Origin of the sequence: Streptomyces roseirectus (assembly GCF_014489635.1) — a bacterium.
Taxonomy (GTDB): domain Bacteria; phylum Actinomycetota; class Actinomycetes; order Streptomycetales; family Streptomycetaceae; genus Streptomyces; species Streptomyces roseirectus.
In genome coordinates this window covers 1,172,635-1,193,544 of the sequence record NZ_CP060828.1, presented here as the reverse complement: position 1 = coordinate 1,193,544, position 20,910 = coordinate 1,172,635, and the positions used below count along the sequence as shown (strand labels likewise).

Annotated in this window: 23 protein-coding genes and 2 pseudogenes; 16 read left to right on the top strand and 9 right to left on the bottom strand. The window is 68.8% G+C overall.

Going from position 1 to position 20,910, the window contains the following annotated elements:
* The first annotated feature begins 518 nt into the window (after nucleotides 1-518).
* A complete protein-coding gene (locus IAG44_RS04820) occupies nucleotides 519-1,340 on the top strand; it encodes a DUF6042 family protein (RefSeq protein WP_343075720.1) in 822 nt (273 codons plus the stop codon).
* A 114-nt stretch (nucleotides 1,341-1,454) separates the two neighbouring features.
* Here the strand turns inward: IAG44_RS04820 and IAG44_RS04815 are convergent, their stop codons facing one another.
* On the bottom strand, nucleotides 1,455-1,748 hold the full coding sequence (locus tag IAG44_RS04815; protein ID WP_187745880.1) for a hypothetical protein: 294 nt from the start codon (nucleotides 1,746-1,748) through the stop codon (nucleotides 1,455-1,457).
* Nucleotides 1,749-1,877: 129 nt separating this feature from the next.
* On the bottom strand, nucleotides 1,878-2,789 hold the full coding sequence (locus IAG44_RS04810) for a helix-turn-helix domain-containing protein (RefSeq protein WP_187745879.1): 912 nt from the start codon (nucleotides 2,787-2,789) through the stop codon (nucleotides 1,878-1,880).
* A gap of 169 nt (nucleotides 2,790-2,958) precedes the next feature.
* Between IAG44_RS04810 and IAG44_RS04805 the strand changes: the two genes are divergently transcribed.
* Nucleotides 2,959-3,294, top strand: a complete 336-nt coding sequence (locus IAG44_RS04805) for an SDR family oxidoreductase (protein WP_187745878.1) — start codon at nucleotides 2,959-2,961, stop codon at nucleotides 3,292-3,294.
* Between the two features lie 844 nt (nucleotides 3,295-4,138).
* Nucleotides 4,139-4,795 (top strand): annotated as a pseudogene (locus IAG44_RS04800) (Tn3 family transposase); the annotation flags it as partial.
* A gap of 257 nt (nucleotides 4,796-5,052) precedes the next feature.
* Here the strand turns inward: IAG44_RS04800 and IAG44_RS04795 are convergent.
* On the bottom strand, nucleotides 5,053-5,898 hold the full coding sequence (locus IAG44_RS04795; RefSeq protein ID WP_187745877.1) for an NmrA family NAD(P)-binding protein: 846 nt from the start codon (nucleotides 5,896-5,898) through the stop codon (nucleotides 5,053-5,055).
* A gap of 64 nt (nucleotides 5,899-5,962) precedes the next feature.
* On the opposite strand from IAG44_RS04795, the gene IAG44_RS04790 reads away from it, so the two are divergent.
* Nucleotides 5,963-6,298 (top strand): winged helix-turn-helix transcriptional regulator, encoded by a 336-nt coding sequence (locus IAG44_RS04790; protein ID WP_187745876.1) that lies wholly within the window; start codon nucleotides 5,963-5,965, stop codon nucleotides 6,296-6,298.
* A 24-nt stretch (nucleotides 6,299-6,322) separates the two neighbouring features.
* Here the strand turns inward: IAG44_RS04790 and IAG44_RS04785 are convergent, their stop codons facing one another.
* On the bottom strand, nucleotides 6,323-7,204 hold the full coding sequence (locus tag IAG44_RS04785; RefSeq protein ID WP_187745875.1) for an SPL family radical SAM protein: 882 nt from the start codon (nucleotides 7,202-7,204) through the stop codon (nucleotides 6,323-6,325).
* Between the two features lie 288 nt (nucleotides 7,205-7,492).
* Between IAG44_RS04785 and IAG44_RS04780 the strand changes: the two genes are divergently transcribed.
* From IAG44_RS04780 to IAG44_RS04765, 4 genes are all read left to right on the top strand, one after another.
* Nucleotides 7,493-7,873, top strand: coding sequence for a VOC family protein (locus IAG44_RS04780; protein ID WP_187745874.1), 381 nt, complete (start codon nucleotides 7,493-7,495; stop codon nucleotides 7,871-7,873).
* A 145-nt stretch (nucleotides 7,874-8,018) separates the two neighbouring features.
* Nucleotides 8,019-8,801 carry an MBL fold metallo-hydrolase gene (locus tag IAG44_RS04775; RefSeq protein WP_187745873.1) on the top strand — a complete coding sequence of 261 codons (783 nt, stop codon included), beginning with the start codon at nucleotides 8,019-8,021 and terminating at the stop codon, nucleotides 8,799-8,801.
* 29 nt (nucleotides 8,802-8,830) lie between these two features.
* Nucleotides 8,831-9,226, top strand: coding sequence for a nuclear transport factor 2 family protein (locus IAG44_RS04770; protein WP_187745872.1), 396 nt, complete (start codon nucleotides 8,831-8,833; stop codon nucleotides 9,224-9,226).
* 49 nt (nucleotides 9,227-9,275) lie between these two features.
* Complete coding sequence (locus IAG44_RS04765) at nucleotides 9,276-9,701, top strand: PPOX class F420-dependent oxidoreductase (protein ID WP_187745871.1); 426 nt, start codon at nucleotides 9,276-9,278, stop codon at nucleotides 9,699-9,701.
* 20 nt (nucleotides 9,702-9,721) lie between these two features.
* Here the strand turns inward: IAG44_RS04765 and IAG44_RS04760 are convergent, their stop codons facing one another.
* From IAG44_RS04760 to IAG44_RS44695, 4 genes and pseudogenes are all read right to left on the bottom strand, one after another.
* On the bottom strand, nucleotides 9,722-10,231 hold the full coding sequence (locus IAG44_RS04760) for a MarR family winged helix-turn-helix transcriptional regulator (protein WP_187745870.1): 510 nt from the start codon (nucleotides 10,229-10,231) through the stop codon (nucleotides 9,722-9,724).
* Between the two features lie 294 nt (nucleotides 10,232-10,525).
* A pseudogene (locus IAG44_RS04755) lies at nucleotides 10,526-11,062 on the bottom strand (transposase); the annotation flags it as partial.
* A complete protein-coding gene (locus tag IAG44_RS44700; RefSeq protein WP_425508420.1) occupies nucleotides 11,002-11,244 on the bottom strand; it encodes a hypothetical protein in 243 nt (80 codons plus the stop codon). The gene IAG44_RS44700 and the pseudogene IAG44_RS04755, both read right to left, overlap by 61 nt.
* On the bottom strand, nucleotides 11,241-11,417 hold the full coding sequence (locus IAG44_RS44695; protein WP_425508419.1) for a transposase: 177 nt from the start codon (nucleotides 11,415-11,417) through the stop codon (nucleotides 11,241-11,243). Before IAG44_RS44695 ends, IAG44_RS44700 begins: the two co-directional genes overlap by 4 nt.
* Nucleotides 11,418-12,204: 787 nt before the next feature.
* Here IAG44_RS44695 and IAG44_RS04745 point away from each other — a divergent pair.
* Both IAG44_RS04745 and IAG44_RS04740 read left to right on the top strand, forming a co-directional pair.
* The gene (locus tag IAG44_RS04745; RefSeq protein ID WP_223006778.1) at nucleotides 12,205-12,648 is read left to right on the top strand and encodes a hypothetical protein; all 444 of its coding nucleotides are present in this window, start codon (nucleotides 12,205-12,207) and stop codon (nucleotides 12,646-12,648) included.
* Nucleotides 12,645-13,067, top strand: a complete 423-nt coding sequence (locus IAG44_RS04740) for a hypothetical protein (protein ID WP_223006777.1) — start codon at nucleotides 12,645-12,647, stop codon at nucleotides 13,065-13,067. Before IAG44_RS04745 ends, IAG44_RS04740 begins: the two co-directional genes overlap by 4 nt.
* Nucleotides 13,068-13,456: 389 nt before the next feature.
* On the opposite strand, the gene IAG44_RS04735 is transcribed toward IAG44_RS04740, so the two are convergent.
* Nucleotides 13,457-14,047: a TetR family transcriptional regulator gene (locus IAG44_RS04735; RefSeq protein ID WP_187745869.1), complete on the bottom strand. Its 591-nt coding sequence runs from the start codon at nucleotides 14,045-14,047 to the stop codon at nucleotides 13,457-13,459.
* Between the two features lie 73 nt (nucleotides 14,048-14,120).
* On the opposite strand from IAG44_RS04735, the gene IAG44_RS04730 reads away from it, so the two are divergent.
* From IAG44_RS04730 to IAG44_RS04710, 6 genes are all read left to right on the top strand, one after another.
* A complete protein-coding gene (locus tag IAG44_RS04730) occupies nucleotides 14,121-14,948 on the top strand; it encodes an SDR family NAD(P)-dependent oxidoreductase (protein WP_187745868.1) in 828 nt (275 codons plus the stop codon).
* An 11-nt stretch (nucleotides 14,949-14,959) separates the two neighbouring features.
* Nucleotides 14,960-16,387 carry a coniferyl aldehyde dehydrogenase gene (locus tag IAG44_RS04725; protein WP_187745867.1) on the top strand — a complete coding sequence of 476 codons (1,428 nt, stop codon included), beginning with the start codon at nucleotides 14,960-14,962 and terminating at the stop codon, nucleotides 16,385-16,387.
* A 347-nt stretch (nucleotides 16,388-16,734) separates the two neighbouring features.
* Nucleotides 16,735-18,324: an ISL3 family transposase gene (locus IAG44_RS04720; RefSeq protein ID WP_246561491.1), complete on the top strand. Its 1,590-nt coding sequence runs from the start codon at nucleotides 16,735-16,737 to the stop codon at nucleotides 18,322-18,324.
* Nucleotides 18,325-18,425: 101 nt separating this feature from the next.
* Nucleotides 18,426-18,557 (top strand): hypothetical protein, encoded by a 132-nt coding sequence (locus tag IAG44_RS44195; RefSeq protein WP_281404273.1) that lies wholly within the window; start codon nucleotides 18,426-18,428, stop codon nucleotides 18,555-18,557.
* Between the two features lie 49 nt (nucleotides 18,558-18,606).
* Nucleotides 18,607-19,419 carry an SDR family NAD(P)-dependent oxidoreductase gene (locus IAG44_RS04715; protein ID WP_187752504.1) on the top strand — a complete coding sequence of 271 codons (813 nt, stop codon included), beginning with the start codon at nucleotides 18,607-18,609 and terminating at the stop codon, nucleotides 19,417-19,419.
* Between the two features lie 300 nt (nucleotides 19,420-19,719).
* The gene (locus tag IAG44_RS04710; protein ID WP_187745866.1) at nucleotides 19,720-20,625 is read left to right on the top strand and encodes an NmrA family NAD(P)-binding protein; all 906 of its coding nucleotides are present in this window, start codon (nucleotides 19,720-19,722) and stop codon (nucleotides 20,623-20,625) included.
* Nucleotides 20,626-20,910 lie beyond the last annotated feature (285 nt).

Here is a 20,910-nt window from a genome sequence, read left to right as displayed (position 1 = left end):
GGGCACTGAACAGCGCGGTGTTGTCGATGCTGAGAGAAGGCGGGAACGGCTGACGCGGCGAAAGAAGGTTCTCCGTCGGCGTCCGCAGGTCGGATGAGACGCCCGGAACTGGCCCATCGCTCGGGCCAGGCTGCCCACGACCGTAGTGCCTCCCTCATCCCCTTCTCGGCCCCGGCGCCTCGATTTCACCCTGCCGGGTGAGTCGTCAGGGACCGCGGGGAGCACCGGGCGGACCCTGTTGGTGCGGGCAAAGGCGCGTCGTACAGCCGGAATTGAGGTACGCGGTATGCCGAGATTCGCTGACTTCGATGCGTCCGCCCTCCGCCGTACGAGTGCTGTGGAGGGAGGTTCCCCGTGCGTGGCCAGACCATGGCGTGGACGACCTCAAGGCGGCGCGCGAAGAAACGGACTGAGGAGCCGTGAGAGAACGGTGGGCGGCGGTCGGCACAGGGGCTGTACTGTCGTGGCCGGCTCGATTCCAGTCGGCTTCCGGCGGACCACGGGCCGTCCCTGTTGTGATGCCGGGTGAGGAGAGCGCGTTGGCCGGGCTGGAACCGCCGGAGAGCTGGACCGATCGGGACCGGGAGGAATTCCTTCAGCAGGTCATGCGGAGCGGTTGGTCACGGATGCGGCCGCATGCGCTTCTTTTTCTGCTCATGGGAGCCGGAATCGCCGAGAACGGTGCGACTCGGGGCGACTTGTGCAGGAGTCTCGGCCACCACGAGAACCCGGAAAGCGCCCTGGCGGACTCCTGCTGGCAGGACCCGGAAGACCTGGACGAGGACGAGCGTGCCGCGCAGCCGGCGCTGATCGCCGCCGCCGAACGCTACGCGGCACGCTACGGCCGTCCTTCCCTGCGGACCCACGCCGACGTCCTGGATCTCCTCCTGGCCGCGGGGGTCATCTACGAGGTACCGGACGCGCACGGGACACCGCGGTTCTATCCCCGGACTCCCGCACCCGTGCCTGCCGACGTGTTCGACCTCACCGAGGAAGAGGCCGCCATCCAGCGGAGGCTTCGGATCGACAGCGCGTACGAGGCCGACTCCTACCGGGTCATCGACCTCTTCGAACCGGACGGCGAGCGCCACGAGGAGGTGGTCACCAGCCTGGACCGGCTGGCCCGGCTCATCGACGGGGACCCGCACGACGCGCGCGAGGCCGTCCGTCTCCTCACCGAGGCCGGCGACTTCACCACCAGCCTGGATCTCACCGGTCTCCCCTCCCACAAGGTCTTCCGTATCCGGTGCGACTGGGAGCACTTCGACCGGGCGAGGATCGGTATCCACGGCCTGACCGAGGACGGCCGGCTCGCGGTGACCCTGCCCGACGACTTGTGACCGCGCCGACTGCGCCCTCTGCCAAGTCCCCCGCCCGGACTGCGACGACGCAGACGGTAGGCCCGCGCGGGAGCGGGCCTACCGATCATGCGGCACAACGCGAGCCGGGGTCCGTCAACGGTCGATCCAGTAGTGAGTGATCGTGCCGCTGCCGCAGATGGCGTGCTGGTAGCGTGCGTCGGCCACCCAGCCGCTGTAGTAGTGCCTGCCATCAGTGCACTTCACCCCGACGCGCCAGTCGGTGCCGGCCGAACACCATCCGCGAGCTACCTTGCTGCTGATCTTCTGAGTCGAGCACGCCAGGATGCCCGCTTCACCGCTCGGTGCGGCGTGCGCCGTGCCGGCGAGGCCGGCTCCGGCGAGCGCGCCGGACAGGGCGACGGCGGTGAGTGCGGCGGCAATACGCATGTCAGTCCCCTTTTCTGGATGCCTGTGAGGCTCCGCCATCCTCGCCATCCGGTGCTCGGGCCGTCTTGAAGAAATACGAGGGTGACCGGCTATGGCCGGTTTCGACCGTCTCTCTCACCGTCCCGCCGTTCAGACCAGAACGCTGCTCACCTGGCCGCTGACCCGGTCCAGGGCGGACGGTTCTTCCCGGCTCTTCCCGCGTACGACGGTCAGTTGGGGACCTGTACGGCCCGTCATCGCGCGGATCTCCCGGGTCAGATGGGACTGGTCGGAGAAGCCGCAGGCCATGGCGGTCTGCGGAAGGGGCCGACCTGCTTCGAGCAGCGTGAGAGCCTTCTGCAGGCGCATGATGCGCGCCGCCGTCTTCGCCGTCGCACCGATCTGCTCGCGGAACCGCTGCTCGAACTGCCGCCAACTCCACCCGGTGCACTCGGCGAGGTGGCGAATGGGTACGGCACCGGACGTGCGGCAGAGTTCCCGCCACGCCCACAGCACCCGGGGAGAGTATGCGGGGCCGTCGGCCCTCCATCGGATGAACGTCTCGTCAAGGAGCGCGAAGCGCTCCTCCCAACGTGGCATCGCGGTGAGCATGTCGTTCACCACGCACATGCGGTCACCTGTGAGCAAGGACGCGTCGACGATCTGCCCGGCCCAGTCGTGCATGGCGACACCGAGCAGGTTGTAGGCCGCCCACGGTTCGAGCACGACTTCGATGCCGCTGAGGTGGCCGTCGTGCCGGCCGATCGTCGCACAGGGCCGCACCGCCGAGACCAGCGACGAGTACGCGGTGGCCTCGCAGGACACCGCCGTTCCGGCGGCGCGGCCACGCTGGGACACGTCGGTCAGGAGCAGGCGCCCCTCGAAGCCGAAGAGGAGCGTGACCGTCCCGGTGGGAAGCTCCAGTCGGCTTCGCGGCTGCCCCAGCCGCAGGTGGTACCCGCGATAGCTCAGCACCCCGGGCCGCAGTCGACGGTCGGGGGGCCTCCAAGCCAGCTCCCAGCCCTCCCCGCGCCTGACGCCGCACGGTCCGTACACCTCCATGCCTCCACGGTCCAGTCGTTCGACGCGGCTGGATGAAGTGCTTATATTGCGCTTATAAGTTCATTTATGGAGGTTTCGTCTCCGGGCTTCCTTCGACGAGCACCACCGTCGTCGGCACGCTCTTGGCCGTGAACCGGAGCACTGCGCGGAAGCGGGAAAGGCGTCCGCGATGTCAGTGCTTCTCACCGGAGCGACCGGCTTCCTGGGTTCCAGGCTCTGCGCGTCGCTGCTGCGCCGTAAGGACCGGGAGATCGTCTGTGTGGTACGGGCGCCCACGGTCGCGCAGGCGGACGAGCGGGTGCGGTCCCGGATCCGCGAGCAGGACCCGGACGTCGCCGGTTCGGCCCGGCTGAACTGCGTGCCGGGGGACATCACCGAGGCCGCCGTGTCGTCGCCCGCGACAGCTGGCGCCATCGGATACCCCGCTCGAAGGCGGAGGCCGAGTCATACAGAACTGGAGAGCAGGTCTCATGAGGGGAAGGCGCCCCCTTCCCGCTGCCGATGAAACGAGGCAGGAACTGCTGACTCGATGCATATGACTACGAGACGGCCCGCTACCCCAAGCGTCCGACGTGAAGGGCAGCGGGCCTGGTCTTTTGGCTAGTGGAATCAGGTGTTGAGTCCTGAGACGTACCTCGTGAACGCGGCGAAGCCGGCCGGGGTGAACGCAAGCGACGACCTGGCAGGGGCGCGTACAGATGGTTGCAGGGCTGACCAGCGGTTCCCTGTCGGGAGGCTTGTGGTGGAGGGGCGGTTCCGTCCTGCGGCGTGGGGCGGGGCAGTGTGATGGGCGGCTCGGAGGTGAGGGCTGCGCCGCCCCTGGAGCACAGGCCTGTCGATCTCGATGTGTGGTTGCGGCGTGGGTGTGCGCTGTTGGTCGCGGGGGTGGCGGCGTACGCCTCGTACGTTCACCAGCGGGAGTTCGCTCTTCGGGGCGGTGCGGATGAGGTGAGCGCGTCGTTGTCCGCTGTCGGCCGACGGGCTGCTGTTGCCGGCGACGGCTGGTCCGCTGAAGCCGTCCGGGGGTGGTCGTCGGGTGCGGTACGTCGTGTGGTTGGCGTTCCTGCTGGCCGCCGGTCGCGTTGCTGCTGTCGGTGGAGTTGTTGGCACACCGGCAGGGGAGCAAGGGTCCGGTTCGATGCAGGGGAGGGTGATACCGGAGCCGGCGATGGTGAGGGTCTCTGGGAGATCCGCTGCTGGATCGTGCTCGGCGTGTGGATGATCAGCGTAGAGAACTGCATCAACGTCCGGTTTCTGCTGAGTCGTTGCGGAAGGAGCTGCGGATTGGTGCGGACCGGTCGAGGCAGTTGGCGGCGATGGTGCGGGCGAATCGAAACGGAATCGGTCGGGACCTGGACGACCAGCGGTTCTGGCGGGCGACGATGCCCGGGGCGGAGACCGGCACGTACGGGCCGCTGGAGGACATCGCCCGCAACCGGATCAACCTGAACAAGGTGATCACGCACTGGCCGGACATGCTGCGGGTGGCCGGTTCCCTGGTCACCAACCAGGTCCGCGCGTACGACCTGCTGCGGATGCTCGGCCGCGAGGGCCGCCCGACCCCGCTGGGGCAGGCGTTCGCCGAGTACGAGCGGATCGCCAAAACCCGCCACCTGCTTGTCGTGGTCGACCCGGTCGACGACACCTACCGCCGCCGGATGAACCGGCAGTTCACCGTGCAGGAGTCCCGCCACAAGCTCGCCCGGGACGTGTGCCACGGCAAGCGCGGCACCATCCACCAGGCGTACCGGGACGGCATGGAGGACCAGCTCGGCTCACTCGGCCTGGTCCTCAACGCCGTCGTGCTGTGGACCACGAAGTACATCGACGCCGCCGTCGCCCAGCTGCGCGCCGAGGGCCACGAGATCCGCGACGAGGACGTCGCCCGCCTGTCGCCGCTGAAGTACAGGAACCTCAACGTGCTGGGGCGCTACAGCTTCACCGCCTCCACCCCCGACGACGGAAGGCTGCGACCGCTGCGAGACCCGGACGCGGCCGGGCTGGACGACGAGGAGGGGGGCGGAGCGGAGGACTGGCCAGTGCCGCAGCAGCCCGACGCCCTCCACGGGCCCGTTCGCGCAGTTCAGAACAGCGGAACGTGGTGATCCCCTGCGGCGAGGACGGCGTTCTGGCGGGGGCGGACGACGAGTACGTCGGGACCGGCGTGCTCGCGCGGCAGCTTCTCCCAGTCGGCTCTGGCGGGCCGTCCATGGAGTAGGCGGCATGCCGTCCCCGCCACTCGGCCGGGGCGACCGAGCTGTGGTCAAAGGCCGATGTCGGCCAGCCACTGGCCGGTGGTCCGGGGGGTGACGCCCAGCAGCTTCTCGGCGGAGGTCTCCGGCGTGATCGGCCGGCCCGGCATGGTGCTCATCGCCTGGTAGGCCCCCGCGACATCGGCGGCCGCGCCCTCCCCGATCACGGGCGCGACCGAGGTACGGAACTCCTCGGGAGTGATCGGCTCGAACACCACGTCCCGTCCGAGCCGGGCGGCGAACGCCTCAGCCAGATCAGGTCCGGTCATGGCCGGGTACTGGCCGACAGGGACGACGCCGGTGACATCCCCGCGGTCGAACAGGGCGAGGGCGGCGTCCGCGATGTCCAGGTGGGAGGCCCAGGAGACGGGGAAGTCGCCCCGGATCGGATAGGGCAGGACCCCCCGCTCGCGGACCGAGTCGATGACGTACGGCATGAGCAGGTTCTCCAGGTACAGCTCGGGCGCGATCACCGCGTGGGACACGCCGGCCTCGGCCAGGCCGGCGGCGAGGGTCGCAGCGGCGCCGCCGATGGCGGGATCGACGGGGAAGCCGCTGGTGGAGAACACCACGCGGTCCGGCCTGGCCTCCCGGACGGCGATGAGGATGTTGCGGGCGTAGGTCTGACGGTCCTCCTCCGAGGCCACCGGCAGGTGGACGAAGACGCCCTCGGCGCCTCGGTAGGCGTCGGTCAGGTCGGCGGCGGAGGAGTAGGCGGCGGTCACGACGCGCTGGGCGCCGGGCACGACGGCGTCGGGGTTGCGGGTCACAGCGGTGACGGTCTTGCCCGCGGCGGCGAGCGCGGCGACGACGGGGGCACCCTGGGCGCCGGTGGCGCCGTGAATCACGTAGGTCATGGCGCCATTAGTGCACACGATGCACCAGTTACATCAACTGCACTAATGGGGTACGGTGAAAATCGTGACCGATCCCTGTCTGCCCGAGTGCGGTGTCGCCCGGTTCCTCACGCTGCTCAACGGCCCGTGGGCGACCCTGATCGTGCGCGAGCTGCTGCACGGACCTCACCGCTTCAACCAGCTGCGCGAGGCTCTGCCCGGCATCAGCCCCCACACCTTGACCAGTCGCCTGCGCCAGTTCGAGCGGCACGGCATCGTCACCCGCACGACCTACGCGGAGGTCCCGCCGCGCGTCGAGTATGCGCTGACCCCTCTCGGGGAGGGGCTGCGCGAGGTCCTGGAGGCCATGGGGACCTGGGCCATGGCGGTGCCGGACCCCGAGGCCGACGTCACCGCCTGACACGCACCCCGCAGGGCGGCACGGTCAGGACGGGGAGTCGAGCCGCTGGCGCAGGGCGTCGTTGTCGTCGTGATGGACGACCTCCTCGAACCGCAGCCGCAGCCCGTGCTTGTCCAGCAGCTCCGCCACGATCACGTCGAGCTGCTCGCGGTGCTCCTTCGTCCGTGCCTGGACGTACGCCTCGCGGACGTCCTCGGGCTGGTCGGCGAGGACTTGGTCCATGCGCTCGCGGATGTACCGCTTGAGGTTGATGTGCTCCATGAACACCTCGTCGACGCCCGCCTCGACGAGCCGGGCGAAGAGTTCGTCGAGGAGCTCGGGATGGGTGGCGAAGTGGGGCAGGAGCGGGCCGACGAAGGCGTAGGTGTGGATGCCGGCGCCCTTCAGCTCGGCGAGGGTGCGCAGGCGGCGGGAGGCGAGCGGGGCGCGGACCTCCAGCCAGCGGCTGACCTTGTCGTCGGTGCTGGTGACCGTCATGCCGACCTCGGCGCGGGGCAGGCTGGTGAGCAGGTCGATGTCGCGGGTGACGACGGGTGACTTGGTCAGGATGCGGACCAGGCCCGGGTACTCGACCGCTTTCAGTTCGCGCAGGATGCCGCGGGTGAGCCGGTACTTCGTCTCGTGGCCCTGGTAGGGGTCGGTGACCGAGCTGAGCAGCATCGTGCCCCGGCGCTTGTCCTCGGGCATCTTGGCCAGCTCCTTGCGGGCGAGCTCGACCGCGTTCTTCTTCACGTACAGGTAGTCGCCCCACTCCTTGACCGAACGGCCGAACTGGCGCCCGGCGAAGCTGGCGAAGCAGTACGCGCAGCCCAGCACGCAGCCGGTATAGGGGTTGATGACGTAGTCGTTCGACGGGGTCTTCGACTTCTGGATGAGGGTCTTCGCCTCGATCTCGATCGGCTCCATGGCGTCCTTCCTTCCTGTTGACCCGCCACCCGTGACGGGCCGGGTTCCTGTGTCCGAGGGCCGGCCGAAGGCCGCCGAACCCGCACATGAGGAACAATAATCCACGGAAGTTGCTTCCATGGAATGGAAATGGTTTCCTGGAGATCGGGCAGGGCTCCGGCGTCCGCCGCTCCTTCATGGGTCCCGCGGCCCTTCCGTGAGCCTCCCGCGAAGCGGCGGTTACCGCCTGTGTCTGCCCTGCCTCACGGAGTCACATTTCTTCCCTTTTGGGAGTAAGGAGTGCGTGTCATGACCGTTCCCGCCTTCAACTCGGTCGCCTGGTTCGAGTTCGGTACCGACCAGCCCGAGAAGGTCAAGGAGTTCTACGGCGAGCTCTTCGACTGGAAGTACGTCCTCAACACCAACACCCCCGGCGTGACCTACCACTCCGTCATGACCCCGGGTGCCCAGCAACCGACCGGCGGCGTGTGGGAGTCGGAGGGTGCCTTCCCCAACTACGCGATCTTCTACGTCCTGGTCCAGGACGTAGCCGCGACCGTCGAGCGCGCCCGGGAGCTGGGCGCCAAGGTCCTCATGGAACCGCTCTCCGACTCCGCGGGCCTCACCTTCGCCCGGCTGGAGGACACTGCCGGTAACCACTTCGGCGTCTTCTCCGTACCCGCCCCGTAAGCCCGCCCACGGGCCCCGTCGGCCGCCCGCGGTCGCCGCCTTCTGGGGGGCCGGGCAGCCCCGTAACACCTGAGCCCCCTTTCGCCCTGCCTGGGAGCGCACCGCAGGGCTACGTGCCACCGTTCCCCGACCGAGAGGTTCCCCGATGTCCGGCCCCGGCGCCACCAGCGAGAAGATCCCCGTCCGCGTCTACGGCGGCCCCACCGTCCTGTTCGAGTACGGCGGGCTCAGGTTCGTCACCGACCCGACCTTCGACCCGCCCGGCGAGTACCTCATGCCCTTCCCGGGCGACCACAAGCTCGTCAAGACCGAGCCCTCGCCGGTCACCGCCGCAGACCTCGGCCGCATCGACGCCGTCCTGCTCTCCCATGACACACACGACGACAATCTCGACAACGCCGGCCGGGCCCTGCTGGCCGAGGTCCCGGTCGTCTTCACCACCGAAAGCGGCGCCGGCCGCCTGCGCGGCAACGCCCATGGCCTCGCCTTCTGGGAGACCGCCGAGCTCAAACGGCCCGACGGCGGCACCGTGACCGTCACCGGCGTACCCGCCCGCCACGGCCCCGTGGGCTGCGAGCCGATCTCCGGTGACGTCGTCGGCTTCATGCTCACCTCCGACGACCTGCCCTCCGTGTACGTCAGCGGCGACAACGCCGCCATGGAGCACGTCAAGGAGATCGCCGAGAAGTTCGCACCCGTCGACACCGCGATCCTCTTCCTCGGCGGCGCCCGTATGCCCTTCGCCTTCGACGGCGCCCTGCTCACCCTCGACAGTGCCCTGGGCGCCGAGGCCGCCAAGACGCTCGGCGCCCGTCGCGTCGTCCCCGCCCACTACGACAGCTGGGCCCACTTCCAGGAAGGCCGTCCCGAGATCCAGGCCGCCTTCACCGAGGCCGGCCTCGCCGACCGCCTCGACTTCGCCCGATAAAGACCCGACCCGATCCCACGGAGACCACGATGACCACCAGCAACCTCGACCTCGCCCGCGCCTACTTCCAGGCCGTGCAGAACGGGGACATGGCCGCCCTCGGCGACCTCCTCGACGAGCAGATCGTCTGGCACCAGCCCGGCACGAACCGGTTCTCCGGCGACCACAGGGGCCAGGGCGCCGTCTTCCAGATGCTCGGCGGCATGATGGAGGCCAGCCAGGGCACCTTCGCCATCGACAAGATCCACTCCCTCATGGGCAACGGCGACCTGGTCGCCGCCGCCATCCACTTCACCGGCCGCCGCGGCGATGCGTCCATGGCCATGGACGGCGTCGACCTCCTGCGCATCACAGGCGGCAAGATCACCGAGATGTGGCTCTTCTCCGGCGACCAGAACGCCGAAGACGCCTTCTGGGGCAACTGAGGCAGCTGACCCCCTCGTACGCCCGGCATCGCTCTCGAAAGGGCATCGCATGCGGAAGATGACCGACGAACAGTGGCGGGCGTTCGTCACGCACGGCACCCGCACCGGCAAACTGTCCACCGTCCGGGCCGACGGCAGCCCGCACGTCACCCCGGTCTGGTTCCTCCTCGACGGCGACGACATCGTGCTCACCACCGAGAAGGACGGCGTCAAGGGCCGCAACCTCACCCGCGACGGACGCTTCGCCCTCTGCGTCGACGACGACCACCCCCCGTATGCGTTCGTCATCCTCCAAGGACGCGCCGAGACCTCCGAGCCCCCCGACCAGATGCTGCACTGGGGCGGCCTCCTCGGCGCCCGCTACATGGGCGAGGACCGCACCGAGGAGTACGCCGCCCGCAACGGCGGCCCCGGCAACCTCCTCGTCCGCGCCCACATCGACAAAGTCATCGCCTACAACGGCATCTCCGACTGAACGACCACGGGCGCTGCGGCTCACGGCGTCGACCGGCCGGGCTGCTTCGGCGCCCGCATCGCCGGCACCGGCGCCTGACCCGCGGCCTTCCGCTCCGCATCCAGAGCACGGCCAGCCTCCCGCAGCGTACCGAGGACCTCGGTCACCTCCCGCACGGATCGCTCCGGAATCACTGACCCGATCCGCAGCTCCAGCTCGTCCTCGAACACCTTCACCGCTCCGTCCGCCAGCTTGCGCCCCTCGGCCGTCAGATCGACGATCGAGGAACGCCGGTCGTTCGGATTTGCGCGCCGCTCACACAGACCCGCCACCTCCAGCCGGTCCACCACCTTGCTCGTCCCGCCCACCGTGATCGAGAACTCCTCGGCGATGTCCTGGATCCGCCGCCCCGGCCGACGCAGCAACAGATGCAGCACCTCGAACGACGTCAGCGGCAGGTCGAACTCCGCCCGCAACCGCGCCTCGATGCCGTTCCACAGCTCGATCTCCAGCGAGACCAGCTCCCGGTACAGCATCTTCAGATCAGCCATGATTCATCTTCCCGAGAATTATATTCCATGGAAACTTAAGTATAGGTCATCGGTATCGGTTCGCTGTAACCCGGCCACCCTTGCGGCGCCCGCAAGCGGGTGGGCGAGATCGGATCACCGGCGCCCCGGCATGGCATCCCCCTTGGCTGACGCCGCTACGCTGTGCTCTCGCAGAAATGACCAGTTCCGAGAGTTCTGCGACAGGCCCGGAAGTCATTTTCTCGCAGGTCGCCGTTTGCAGAAAACCTCTAAGAAGGCGTTTGATCCAGGAAGATTGCCCCTTGCCTCCTGTTGAGTTCCTCGCCGGGTCGGGATGGTCTCGTCCGTTATGCGCTTGGCAAGGTTGTTGATCGAGGTGATGTGGATCATTGCCGCGGAGCTGGTGGTGAGGGTCTCGTAGTCGCGGGCGAGGCGGCGGTGCATCATGATCCACCCGATGCTGCTCTGCCATCCAGCGCCTTTTCACGACATGAAAGCCGCGCTTCTCGGGGTTTCTGTTGACGACCTCGACGTCGATTCCAAGGGTGGCGCCGTGCTCGACGACTGCGTTCTTGAAGCCGGTGTCGACCAGATTTTCGCGATGGTCGGGTAGGTCTGTTTCGCTTTGTCGAGGAGGCGTATTCCCATCGTGTCGGTCAGGATCCCCCGTTTCCTGCCGGCGATCTTCTTCGCGGCACCGGTTCCCTGGCCGGCCAGAGGTACGTCGGTGGAGGTCTTGACGCTCTGGGGGTCGATGACAGAGGCGGTGGGCTCGGGCTTGCGGCCTTCCTTCACGCGGGCGAGCCCGGTGAGGTCGTAGTTGAGCTGGGCGAAGATTCCCTCGTCAGGCCAGGTGACGCAGTGTCGATCAGAAACTCAAAAGAGTTCTCTTCGAGGGTGTAGCGGACATGGGGGCCGCCGAAGTAGCCGCGGACGATGTGCGGCTGGCGCTGGCGCTGGCGGTGGTGGTGGTGGTGGAAGAACCTGCGGATCTCGGCTGCGAGGTGGGCCTGGTTGCGGGCCCTGCTGCTCATGGCAGGCCTCGTTTGGGGTCGGCGTTGACGAGTTCGTCGGGGTTCAGTTCGGGCGAGTACGAGGGCCGGAAGTACAGCTCGATCCTGTCGGCGTGGTGGGCCAGCCATGTGCGGACCAGGTGAGAGCGGTGACCTGATCGGAACGGATGCCGGCCTGGTCGGCGAACGGTCATGCGGGGCAGCGCCGAACCGAGTCTGCGTCGCAACTCGCTCCAGCTGACGATGGCTGCTTGCGGGCGGCCTTCTTGAGCGCGCCGCGCACAGCAGCGGCAGCGGAACTCAGCTTGTCCGGAACCTGTGCGCCGTGGTCTGCGGAATCCCCGTCGGATGGCTTCGGTCCGGGCGGGCGGTTGGTCGAGGCTCGGCCTTCAGGACGTACGCCGGATGACGGCTTGAAGGCCGCCGGGCTCATCTCTCCTTCCAGAGAGGGGAAGAGGCGGGTCGGCCTCGCGGGGCGAGACCTGGCTGACGTGGCCGCCGGAACGCCCACGCCACGGCGAAGGCGCAGCAGTTCGTTCTCCTCCTCGGTTGCTCCCTCACGGGTTGCCGACTCCAGCTGGTCCAGGCAGCGTTGCCGCGATCCAGGGGCTCGTCCGGCAGTGCCGTAGGCGTTGTGGGCGCGGCAGTGCTCTTCGCGGTGCGGTCTTGTGCGCGCACCCCGATCGGTACGGTGTCGTTGCGGCGGCGGATCTCCGTCACGGCCGGGGTGGTCAGCCCGTCGGACGTCAGCTGTACGTTGTCCGCGGTGACGTCGTACCAGGTGACAGCGCCGTCGCTGGACTCGGTGCCGATCTGTATCTTCCGCTGTGCTCCCTCGGAGACACCCCGCACTCGGTTCACGTAACCCCGCAGGCGCAGCACCCGCTGACCCGGCTCGGTGTCCGGACCGAGGACGGTGTCGCCGTCGAACTCTCCGGGCGCGGGCAGCGCGGAGGTATCGAAGACGAAGCGCAAGGGCTTGTGCCCGCGGGGTTCCACGGTGACCTCGGCATCTCCGGGTCTGCCGCCCGCCGCGCCCTCAAGGCCGCCGCCACCGCGCCCCAGTACACCGGCACCGTCATCACCGCACGGCAGGCCCGACAGATCCTCGCCAACCCTCACCTGGCCGTCTACGACAATCCCCACACGCTGCTGATGTGCGTCTACAGGCGCGACAAGGCCCTGTGCCACCGCGGTCTCAAGGGCACCCCCAGCCTCGACCAGTGCGTCCCCGCCTGCGCGAACATTGCCCGCACCGATCAGCACGCCACCGGTCTCCGTCGCCGCGCCACCGTGCTTGACCAGCAGGCAGGCCGCGTCCCTGGTCCGCTGGGCGAGCGCCTGCGCGACAACGCCGCCCGGCCGCGCGACCTCGCCGACACCCACCACCGCACCCGCATCAGCCTCCAGGACGGCACCGCATGAGCCCCGCACCCGACGAACGCGACCGTATCCGCGCGGCCATGGACCGCATCCTCCAAGGAACCGCGCAGCACTCCACCGGCGCGCTGACGATCGTCACCCTGGCCCAGGAAGCCGGCGTGCCACGCAACGCGCTCACCCAGCGCCGCCTCGAGCTCAAGAACGACTTCTACGCGCAGGTCACGGCACGCGGGCAGACGCCGCACTCCGAGATCCGCCTGCGCCAGCAGATCGTCAAGCTGAAGGAACTCCGCGCCAAGGACCCCACCGAACTGGCCCAGCTGCGGACCGACGTCGAGCACCTCGTCCGCGCTGTCAACCAACTGACCGCGCACAACCGGCAGTTGCTCCACGCCCTGTCCCAGACCACCTCCTCGGTCCGAGCGCTGCCAACGCAACCGCACCCGGACTCGAGCCGCTGAGTTCCTGCGTGCGTGGTAAGCCTCCTGCCGCTCGGCTTCGACACCCTGCGAGCGCGCTGACCCGGTTCTCTCCTACTCGCGGCGGCCCCGCCACCCCTAGTCGAGCGCGGCCCGCTCGGCGGGCTACAGGTCGACGGCGCGGAAACTCCACCGGCACGAGCCGGCCCCGGAGGCCCAGCTCGTTTTACGGCACCCACACGGTGGACATTGACGGCGAGCCGGCCACGCTCGATGCCGACGGCTACCGGCCGCTGCGGCTACCCGCCCAGGGCTGACCTCTGGCCGCGCGGCCTACGGGGCCGGATCGTTCGGTCCTGCTGGCACGGGGCAGACGGTTCGGGCCCTGGTTCCCACGCCGACGAGCGTGGTGGAGCCGGATGCGGCCGGTGTCAGGTGGGGCGGCGGATGGCCTGCACGGCGGTGTCGTAGAGGTCGAACATGTCGGCCTGTCCGCCCAGGCGCACCCATTCCTCGTTGGCTGCCTGCAGGCAGACGATCGTTGCGGCTGCGATCGCGCGGGCCTGCAGGGTGCGGCGGTCGGAGTCGGGCAGCCGCGGCTCGATGTGCGGTGCGAACAGGTCCTGCCAGCGGGCTTGCTTCTCGGCGTGTCCGGCACGCAGGGAATCGTTGCCGAACAGCAGCGTGATGAACTCCAGGCGCCCTTCGGCTGTCATGTCGATCTCCTCGAGGACCTGGAACGCCGCGCGCAGCGCCGTCCAGGCGTCCTCCTCGGCCGGACGTTCGGCGAGGCGCGCGGCGATCAGTTCGCCCTGTTCGTCCAGGCCGCTGAGCGCGAGGTCTTCCTTGTTGCGGAAGTAGTTGAACAGGGTCCGCCGGGAGACGCCCGCGGCGGCGGCGACCTCATCGAGGGTCGTGTTGTCGAAGCCCTTGGCGCCGAACAGTTCGATGGCCGTGCGGGCGAGCAGGGAGCGGACCACGGTGCGGGTCTGTTCCCGGATGGGGGCCGGTTTCTGAGTCATGCACCGATGGTACGTCACTGCACACCATGCAGACACTTGCACTCAGTGCAAAGACGTGCGTAGAGTGAATGCCATGAGCGACATCGACTACAGCCGTCAGACCGTCATCGTCACCGGCGCCAGCTCCGGCCTCGGCGCCGAATTCGCCCGCCAGCTCGCCCGCCGCGGCGCGAACCTCGTACTGGTGGCCCGCCGTGCGGACCGGCTGGAGAGCCTGGCCGCCGAACTCACCCGCGCCCACGGCGTCACGGTGACCGCCGTCGCCCGCGACCTCGGCCGGCCCGACGCCGGCCGCACGCTGCGCGCCGAACTGGAGTCCCGCGGCATCTACGCCACCGGGCTGGTCAACAACGCCGGCTTCGGCACCCACGACGCGTTCACCGACGAGGACCCCGACCGCCTGCAGAGCATGATCGCGCTGAACGTCAGCGCGCTGGTCGACCTCAGCCGCGCCTACATCGACCCGCTGACCTCCGCCGACACCGGCCTCCTGATCAACGTCGCCAGCCTGCTGGGCTTCCAGCCGACCCCCTACATGAGCACCTACGGCGCCACCAAGGCCTTCGTCCTCAACTTCACCGAATCGCTGTGGGAGGAGGCCCGCGGCACCGGCCTGCGCGTCCTGGCCGTGAACCCCGGCGCCACGAAGACCGAGTTCTACGACGTCGCCGGCAGCTCCGCCGACTACGGCACGAAGCGGGCAACCCCCGAGCAGGTCGTGAAGATCGCCCTGGACACGCTCGACCGCAGGTCCGCACCCCCGTCGGTGATCACCAACGGCCGGCCGGTCGCTCTCCTCGGGAGGCTCCTGTCGCGCCGCTCGATGGTCCGGCTCATGGGCTGGATGGACCGCCGTCAGCGCCCCCAGCACCGCGTCCCCACCGCCCTCATCAACATCTGAGGAACATCGTCATGACCATCACCGACATCACTGATCAGCCCACCGACGCCGAGCGCTTCCATCACATACTCCAGACGCAGCGCGCGGCCTACCTCCGCGACGGAGCGCCCTCCCTGGAGGCGCGTCGCAGCGATCTGAGCAGGTTCAAGGCGGCGCTGATCGCCCGGCGCGGCGCCATCGAGGAGGCGATCGACGCCGACTTCGGACACCGCTCGCGGCATGAGACCGCGTTGATGGAAGTCGTGGGCGTCGTGCAGGGTATCGACTACCTGCACCGCAACCTTCGCCGGTTCATGCGCCCGACCCACCGCCACATCGACCTGCTGCTGCGTAACGGCAGCAACCGCATCGAATACCAGCCGCTCGGCGTGGTCGGCGTCATCTCGCCGTGGAACTACCCGGTCAACCTGTCGCTGATGCCTGTGGTCACCGCGATCGCGGCCGGCAACCGCGTGATGCTCAAGCCGTCGAAGCTGACCCCGGCGACGAACGCGGTGCTCGCGTCGATGCTCAGCGAGCTCTTCCCGCCGGAGCAGGTCACGATGGTCAGCGGCGACGGTTCCGCGTTCTCCTCGCTGCCGTTCGACCATCTCGTCTTCACCGGCAGCACCGAGGTCGGGCGAGCCGTGATGAAGGCGGCCGGCGACCACCTCGTCCCCGTCACGCTGGAACTCGGAGGCAAGTCCCCGACCATCGTGGCCAAGGGACACGTGCGGGACCAGGTCGTGTCCGACATCGTCTTCGGCAAGCTGCTCAGCGGTGGGCAGACCTGCATCGCCCCCGACTACGCCCTGGTGCACGAATCGGAGATCGACGCCTTCATCGCCGCCTACGACCGTCTGGTGAAGACTGCCTACCCCGACGGCCCCACCAGCGACGACTACACCTCGATCATCGACGACAAGCAGTACAAGATCCTCACCGGCCTGATAGAGGACGCCCGCGCTCACGGGGCGCGGATCGTCGAGGTCGGACACCGGCCGGGCGACGCGGCCCGCCGTCCGCACACCCTCGCGCCGACCGTCGTGCTCGGCGTCACCGACGACATGCGCATCGCCCACGAGGAGATCTTCGGCCCTATCCTGCCGGTCTTCGGCTACCGCGACATCGACGACGCCATCGACTACGTCAACGCACGACCGCGGCCGCTCGCGCTCTACTACTTCGGCGACAACGGCCCCGACCGGCGCAAGGTCCTTGACCGCACGACCTCCGGCAACGTCACCGTCAACGGCACCATCATGCACGTCGCCCAGGACGACCTCCCCTTCGGCGGCGTCGGCGCCAGCGGGATGGGCAAGTACCACGGCATCGAAGGCTTCCGCACGCTCAGCCACCCCAAGGGCATCTACGTACAAGACCGCTGGAACGCCACCCGCATGCTGCGCGCCCCCTTCAACAAGCGCACCGAAACCCTCCTCAACTTCCTCCTCCGGTGAAGGAGGCAGCGCCGGCGCCCGCCGCTCCTCAGCACCCCCTGCACAAGTCGGCCGTCCGTTCGGCGAGACCGTCAGAGGATCGGCGGAAAGGGTGTTCACCCCGAGCGGCGTCGAACGCCAGGACGCACTACCGCCCGTGCAGCGGCCCGGGTGGCTTCGTTCACTTCAAGTGGGCTCTGTCACAGATCTTGGGGATCGGTCGCAGAGGGTGACCTCGGTGTTCGATTGCGAAGACCGGGATTTGAGTGAGACCGCGTACGCCTTTCTGTCCGGCGGCCGTGATTGACGCTCCGTCAGGTGTGTTGTCTCGCGGCCGGAGTCGACCGTGGTCGGTGACGGTGCTGTTCATGCAGGCCGACACGGTGTTCTGGGACTCACTGGTGTTCGACGGGATCGACAACGTGGACGTCGTCGGGGTGACCGTCGCTTTCGGCACGGTCGACATCGTGGCGAGAGGCCGGGTGGACGGCGCGGTGTGTCCGGACTGCGGCCGGTTCTCCACACGGGTGCACGATTCCTACCGCCGCAGGCTGAAGGACCTACCGCTGGCCGGGCAGAGCGTCGTGATCCTGCTGACGGTCCGCCGTTTCCTCTGTGCCGCACCCGACTGCCCGCGCCGCACGTTCGCCGAACCGTTCACCCGGCTGACCACGCCCTACGCACGATTCACCGCGCGACTCGGCCACGTCCTGGAACGGGTCGGGCTCGCTCTCGCCGGGCGGGCCGGCGCCCGGCTGGCCGGCCAACTCGGTTTCCCCGTCGGACGGATGACCTTGCTGCGCAGGGTCATGGCACTGCCCGACCCCCAGCCCGTGACACCACGCGTTCTCGGCGTGGACGACTTCGCCACCCGCCGGGGGCAGACCTACTCCACCGTCCTGACCTGCGGAGAGACCCACCGCGTGATCGATGTGCTCCCGACCCGGGACTCCGGTCCGCTGGCCGGATGGCTGGCCGCCCATCCAGGCGTGGAGATCATCTGCCGCGACCGGGCCGGTGCCTACGCGGAAGGCGCGAGGATCGGCGCCCCGGACGCGATCCAGGTCGCGGACCGCTTCCACCTGTGGCAGGGCATCGGCCGGGCGGTCGAGACCTGCGTCGCGGCCCACCGCTCATGCCTGAATGCTCCAACTCCTGTGCCCAAAAAGGAAGCTGAATCACCCGGTGACACCCCGGCGCCCGCCGGACCCGACCCTGACGGGCGCCGGGCCCGGCGCAAGAAAGCAGCACACGCCCTCGTCCACGAACTCCTCGACCAGGGCCACTCACGCCGGGCGATCGCCCGACACCTGGGCTGGAGCCTCAACACCGTCCTGCGCTACGCACGCGTCCCGCACTGGCAGGACACCCTCCGCGAGAACCGGCCCCGCCCCACCCGGCTCGACCCCTACAAGCCCTACCTGGAACAGCGCTTCGCCGCAGGATGCACGAACGTCACCCGCCTGCACCGCGAACTCCTCGACCAGAACGCCCCGGTCACCTACCAGATGGTCCGCGCCTACATCGCCACCCTGCGCGCCGCGCCGGCGACAGCACCTCCTCCACCACCCACGGTCCGCCAGGTCACCGGGTGGCTCACCCGCCACCCCGCCGCCCTGAGCGAGGAAGAGCGCACCGCGCTGAAGAACGTCCTGGCCCGTTGCCCCGAACTGGACGCCGCCGCCGGACACGTCCACGCCTTCGGCGAGATCCTCACCAACCGCCTCGGCCACACACTCCCCGCCTGGATCGACGCCGTCGACGACAGCCAACTCCCCGGCCTCACCGGCTTCGCGCTTCACCTTCACCGCGACTTCGACGCCGTGACCGCCGGACTCACCCTGCACTGGAACTCCGGCGGCACCGAAGGCGCCGTGAACCGCATCAAAAAGATCAAAAGGCAGCTCTACGGACGCGCCGGATTCGAACTACTCCGCAAATTGATTCTGCTTCAGTAACCCTCTGCGACCGGTCCCCAAGATCTGTGACAGAGCCCACGACTCGTGAATAAAGCCACCCGGGCATGGCCGAGGCACACACCTCCGCAACGAGGCCCTCGATGGCTGATCACGACCTCGTTCTCGTCACCGGGGACACCTCGAACGTCACGACCATCGCCCAGGCGGGCTCCGAGCCCGCCTCGGCAACGGATGAGCACGCGATGACGGTCGCCGACCGTCGCAAGGATTGAAAGGAGAAGGGGAAGAGGTACCTGCGAGGGCGCCGTGTCCCCGACCGCCATGAACAAGATCGACTACCGTACCCAGACCACATTGATCACCGGGGCGAGTGCCGGACTCGGCGCGGAGTTCGCCCGCCAGTTCGCCGAGCGCGGCTCGGACCTCGTGCTGGTCGCCCGCCGCGCGGACCGACTTCAGGCCCTGGCCGACGAGCTGTCCGCGAAGCACCAGGTCACCGTCACGACGGTGCCGTTCGACCTCACCGTGCCGGCCGGGGGCGAAGCGCTGGCCAAGGAGGTGGCCCGGCGTGGCATCACCGTCACCAGCCTCGTCAACAACGCCGGCTTCGGCACCCACAGCCCGTTCCGCCAGGAGGACCCGGCGCGCGTCCAGCAGGAGATCGGCCTGAACGTGGCCGGCCTGGTCGACGTCACCAGGGCGTTCATCGGCCAGCTGACCGGCGTCCTGGTCAACGTCGCCAGCTCCCTCGGGTACCAGCCATGGCCGAACGCCGCCGTCTACGGGGCGACCAAGGCCTTCGTGCTGAGCTTCACCGAAGCGCTGTGGCAGGAATCGCGAGGGACCGGGCTGCGCGTGCTCGCTCTCTCCCCGGGTCCGACCCGCACCGAGTTCTTCGACACGGCCGGCTCCGACGACATGGCCCGCGGCGTCCGGCTGCAGACGCCGAGTCAGGTGGTCACGACCGCACTGCGCACGCTGGACCGGCGCAACCCTCCGCCCAGCGTCGTCTCCGGCACCTTCAACTGGGTGATGACCCTGACCTCGCGCTTCACCACCCGCCGAGCCAACGTTCTGGCCTTCGGCGCGATGACCCAGTGGCAGATGCGCTCAAACCGACCCGGCCACCGCTGACCCCCTCCGGGCCACCGCCACACCACATCGACAAACGCCCCCTCGACGGCCTCTTCGGCGGCGCGACCTCCATCTGACCGCAGGCGACGCCGATCGATCTTCATACGAGCACCAGCCCGCGCGAGCACGGTGCCCATCCCCTTACCCATGGCTCGCCGTGCCCGTCACCGAGCCGATCCCGCATGGGAATCATGGCCGGCCGTCCGGCGAGGACCGGTCGGCGACGCCGAGCACCAACACTGCCGCCCGTGCAACGGCCAGGACCTGGCCGGGGCGAACACCTCCGAAAGGAAGCCACCGATGGCTGATCACGACCTCGTCCTCGTCACCGGCGCCGGCGGCATGGGCCGCCTCGTCACCGAGCGGCTGCGCGCGCAGAACGTGCCGGTCCGCGTCCTGATCCGCCGCGAGGACGAGCGCGCGGCCGAGGTGAGGGCATGGGGCGCCGAGGTCGTCACCGGGGACCTGACCCGGCCCGAAACGGTGGCGGCCGCGCTCGACGGCGTCCGCCGGACGTACTTCGGGCTCAGTGTGTCCCCCGACCACCTGCTGGCGGCGACCGTCATGGCCACGGTCGCGAAGGCACACGGCGAACTCGACCTGCTGGTGGACATGTCTCAGATGACGGTGTCGCAAATGACCGCCACCAGCACCGCGGAATCTCACCAGCAGCGGCTGCACTGGCTGGCGGAGCAGGTGCTGGACTGGTCGGGCCTGCCCGTGGTGCACGTGCGCCCGACGACGTTCCTCGACAATCCGCTGTTCACCGCCCTCGCGGCGCGCTCGATCCGCGAGAACGGCACGCTGGCGCTGCCGTTCGGGACCGGACGCACCTCGCCAGTCGCCGCCGCCGACGTCGCCCAAGTGGTCGCGACCATCCTGCGCAACCCCGAGGAGCACGCCGGGAAGGTGTACGAGCTGACCGGACCGCGGGCGCTCGACATGACCGAAGTAGCCCAGGAATTCTCCAAGGCGCTCGGCCGCACGGTGACCTATCTGGACGTCCCCCTGCAATGGTGGCGTACAGAGGTACTCGCGAACGCGGGCCTGCCACAGCACACCGAGCAGCACATCGCGACCATGGCGCAGCTGCACCGCGCGAACCGTTACGACAGGGCGACTATCGACGTCGAGCGCATCACCGGGAAGCGGCCCCTGACGGTCGAGGAATTCGTCGCCGTCCGCAAGGACTTCTACCTCGGCTGACTGCCGCAGGAATCCCAACGCATACCGATATCCAGCAGCGCCCTCCTGGGCGACGGCCAGCACCAGATGTGCTGGACAGTGACGCCCCACTAACTCAACACGCTGGACTTGACAGGGAACAGATCTTGTCCGTGCAGAGCCTGGTCGTCAGCCGCCCGCCACAACCGCCCAGCCACTCTCCGCACCAGAAGGTACGGCCCTCGTGAGCGCGTCGGAACAACTCCAGGTCGGCTGCGTCCGTGGGGAGTTCGACGGGATCTTCGGAGCCGGCGTTGTCGAGCACCG

Coding starts and splice junctions, on each gene's coding strand:
- IAG44_RS04815 (WP_187745880.1), bottom strand. CDS start 1,748: ATGCGTATTGCCGCCGCACTCACCGCCGTCGCCCTGTCCGGCGCGCTC.
- IAG44_RS44700 (WP_425508420.1), bottom strand. CDS start 11,244: ATGAGCAGCAGGGCCCGCAACCAGGCCCACCTCGCAGCCGAGATCCGC.
- IAG44_RS04735 (WP_187745869.1), bottom strand. CDS start 14,047: ATGACTCAGAAACCGGCCCCCATCCGGGAACAGACCCGCACCGTGGTC.
- IAG44_RS04710 (WP_187745866.1), top strand. CDS start 19,720: ATGGCTGATCACGACCTCGTCCTCGTCACCGGCGCCGGCGGCATGGGC.
- IAG44_RS04770 (WP_187745872.1), top strand. CDS start 8,831: ATGACCACCAGCAACCTCGACCTCGCCCGCGCCTACTTCCAGGCCGTG.
- IAG44_RS04760 (WP_187745870.1), bottom strand. CDS start 10,231: ATGGCTGATCTGAAGATGCTGTACCGGGAGCTGGTCTCGCTGGAGATC.
- IAG44_RS04715 (WP_187752504.1), top strand. CDS start 18,607: ATGAACAAGATCGACTACCGTACCCAGACCACATTGATCACCGGGGCG.
- IAG44_RS44195 (WP_281404273.1), top strand. CDS start 18,426: ATGGCTGATCACGACCTCGTTCTCGTCACCGGGGACACCTCGAACGTC.
- IAG44_RS04805 (WP_187745878.1), top strand. CDS start 2,959: ATGTCAGTGCTTCTCACCGGAGCGACCGGCTTCCTGGGTTCCAGGCTC.
- IAG44_RS04720 (WP_246561491.1), top strand. CDS start 16,735: ATGCAGGCCGACACGGTGTTCTGGGACTCACTGGTGTTCGACGGGATC.
- IAG44_RS04725 (WP_187745867.1), top strand. CDS start 14,960: ATGACCATCACCGACATCACTGATCAGCCCACCGACGCCGAGCGCTTC.
- IAG44_RS04730 (WP_187745868.1), top strand. CDS start 14,121: ATGAGCGACATCGACTACAGCCGTCAGACCGTCATCGTCACCGGCGCC.
- IAG44_RS04785 (WP_187745875.1), bottom strand. CDS start 7,204: ATGGAGCCGATCGAGATCGAGGCGAAGACCCTCATCCAGAAGTCGAAG.
- IAG44_RS04765 (WP_187745871.1), top strand. CDS start 9,276: ATGCGGAAGATGACCGACGAACAGTGGCGGGCGTTCGTCACGCACGGC.
- IAG44_RS04795 (WP_187745877.1), bottom strand. CDS start 5,898: ATGACCTACGTGATTCACGGCGCCACCGGCGCCCAGGGTGCCCCCGTC.
- IAG44_RS04775 (WP_187745873.1), top strand. CDS start 8,019: ATGTCCGGCCCCGGCGCCACCAGCGAGAAGATCCCCGTCCGCGTCTAC.
- IAG44_RS04780 (WP_187745874.1), top strand. CDS start 7,493: ATGACCGTTCCCGCCTTCAACTCGGTCGCCTGGTTCGAGTTCGGTACC.
- IAG44_RS04820 (WP_343075720.1), top strand. CDS start 519: ATGCCGGGTGAGGAGAGCGCGTTGGCCGGGCTGGAACCGCCGGAGAGC.
- IAG44_RS44695 (WP_425508419.1), bottom strand. CDS start 11,417: ATGACCGTTCGCCGACCAGGCCGGCATCCGTTCCGATCAGGTCACCGC.
- IAG44_RS04740 (WP_223006777.1), top strand. CDS start 12,645: ATGAGCCCCGCACCCGACGAACGCGACCGTATCCGCGCGGCCATGGAC.
- IAG44_RS04810 (WP_187745879.1), bottom strand. CDS start 2,789: ATGGAGGTGTACGGACCGTGCGGCGTCAGGCGCGGGGAGGGCTGGGAG.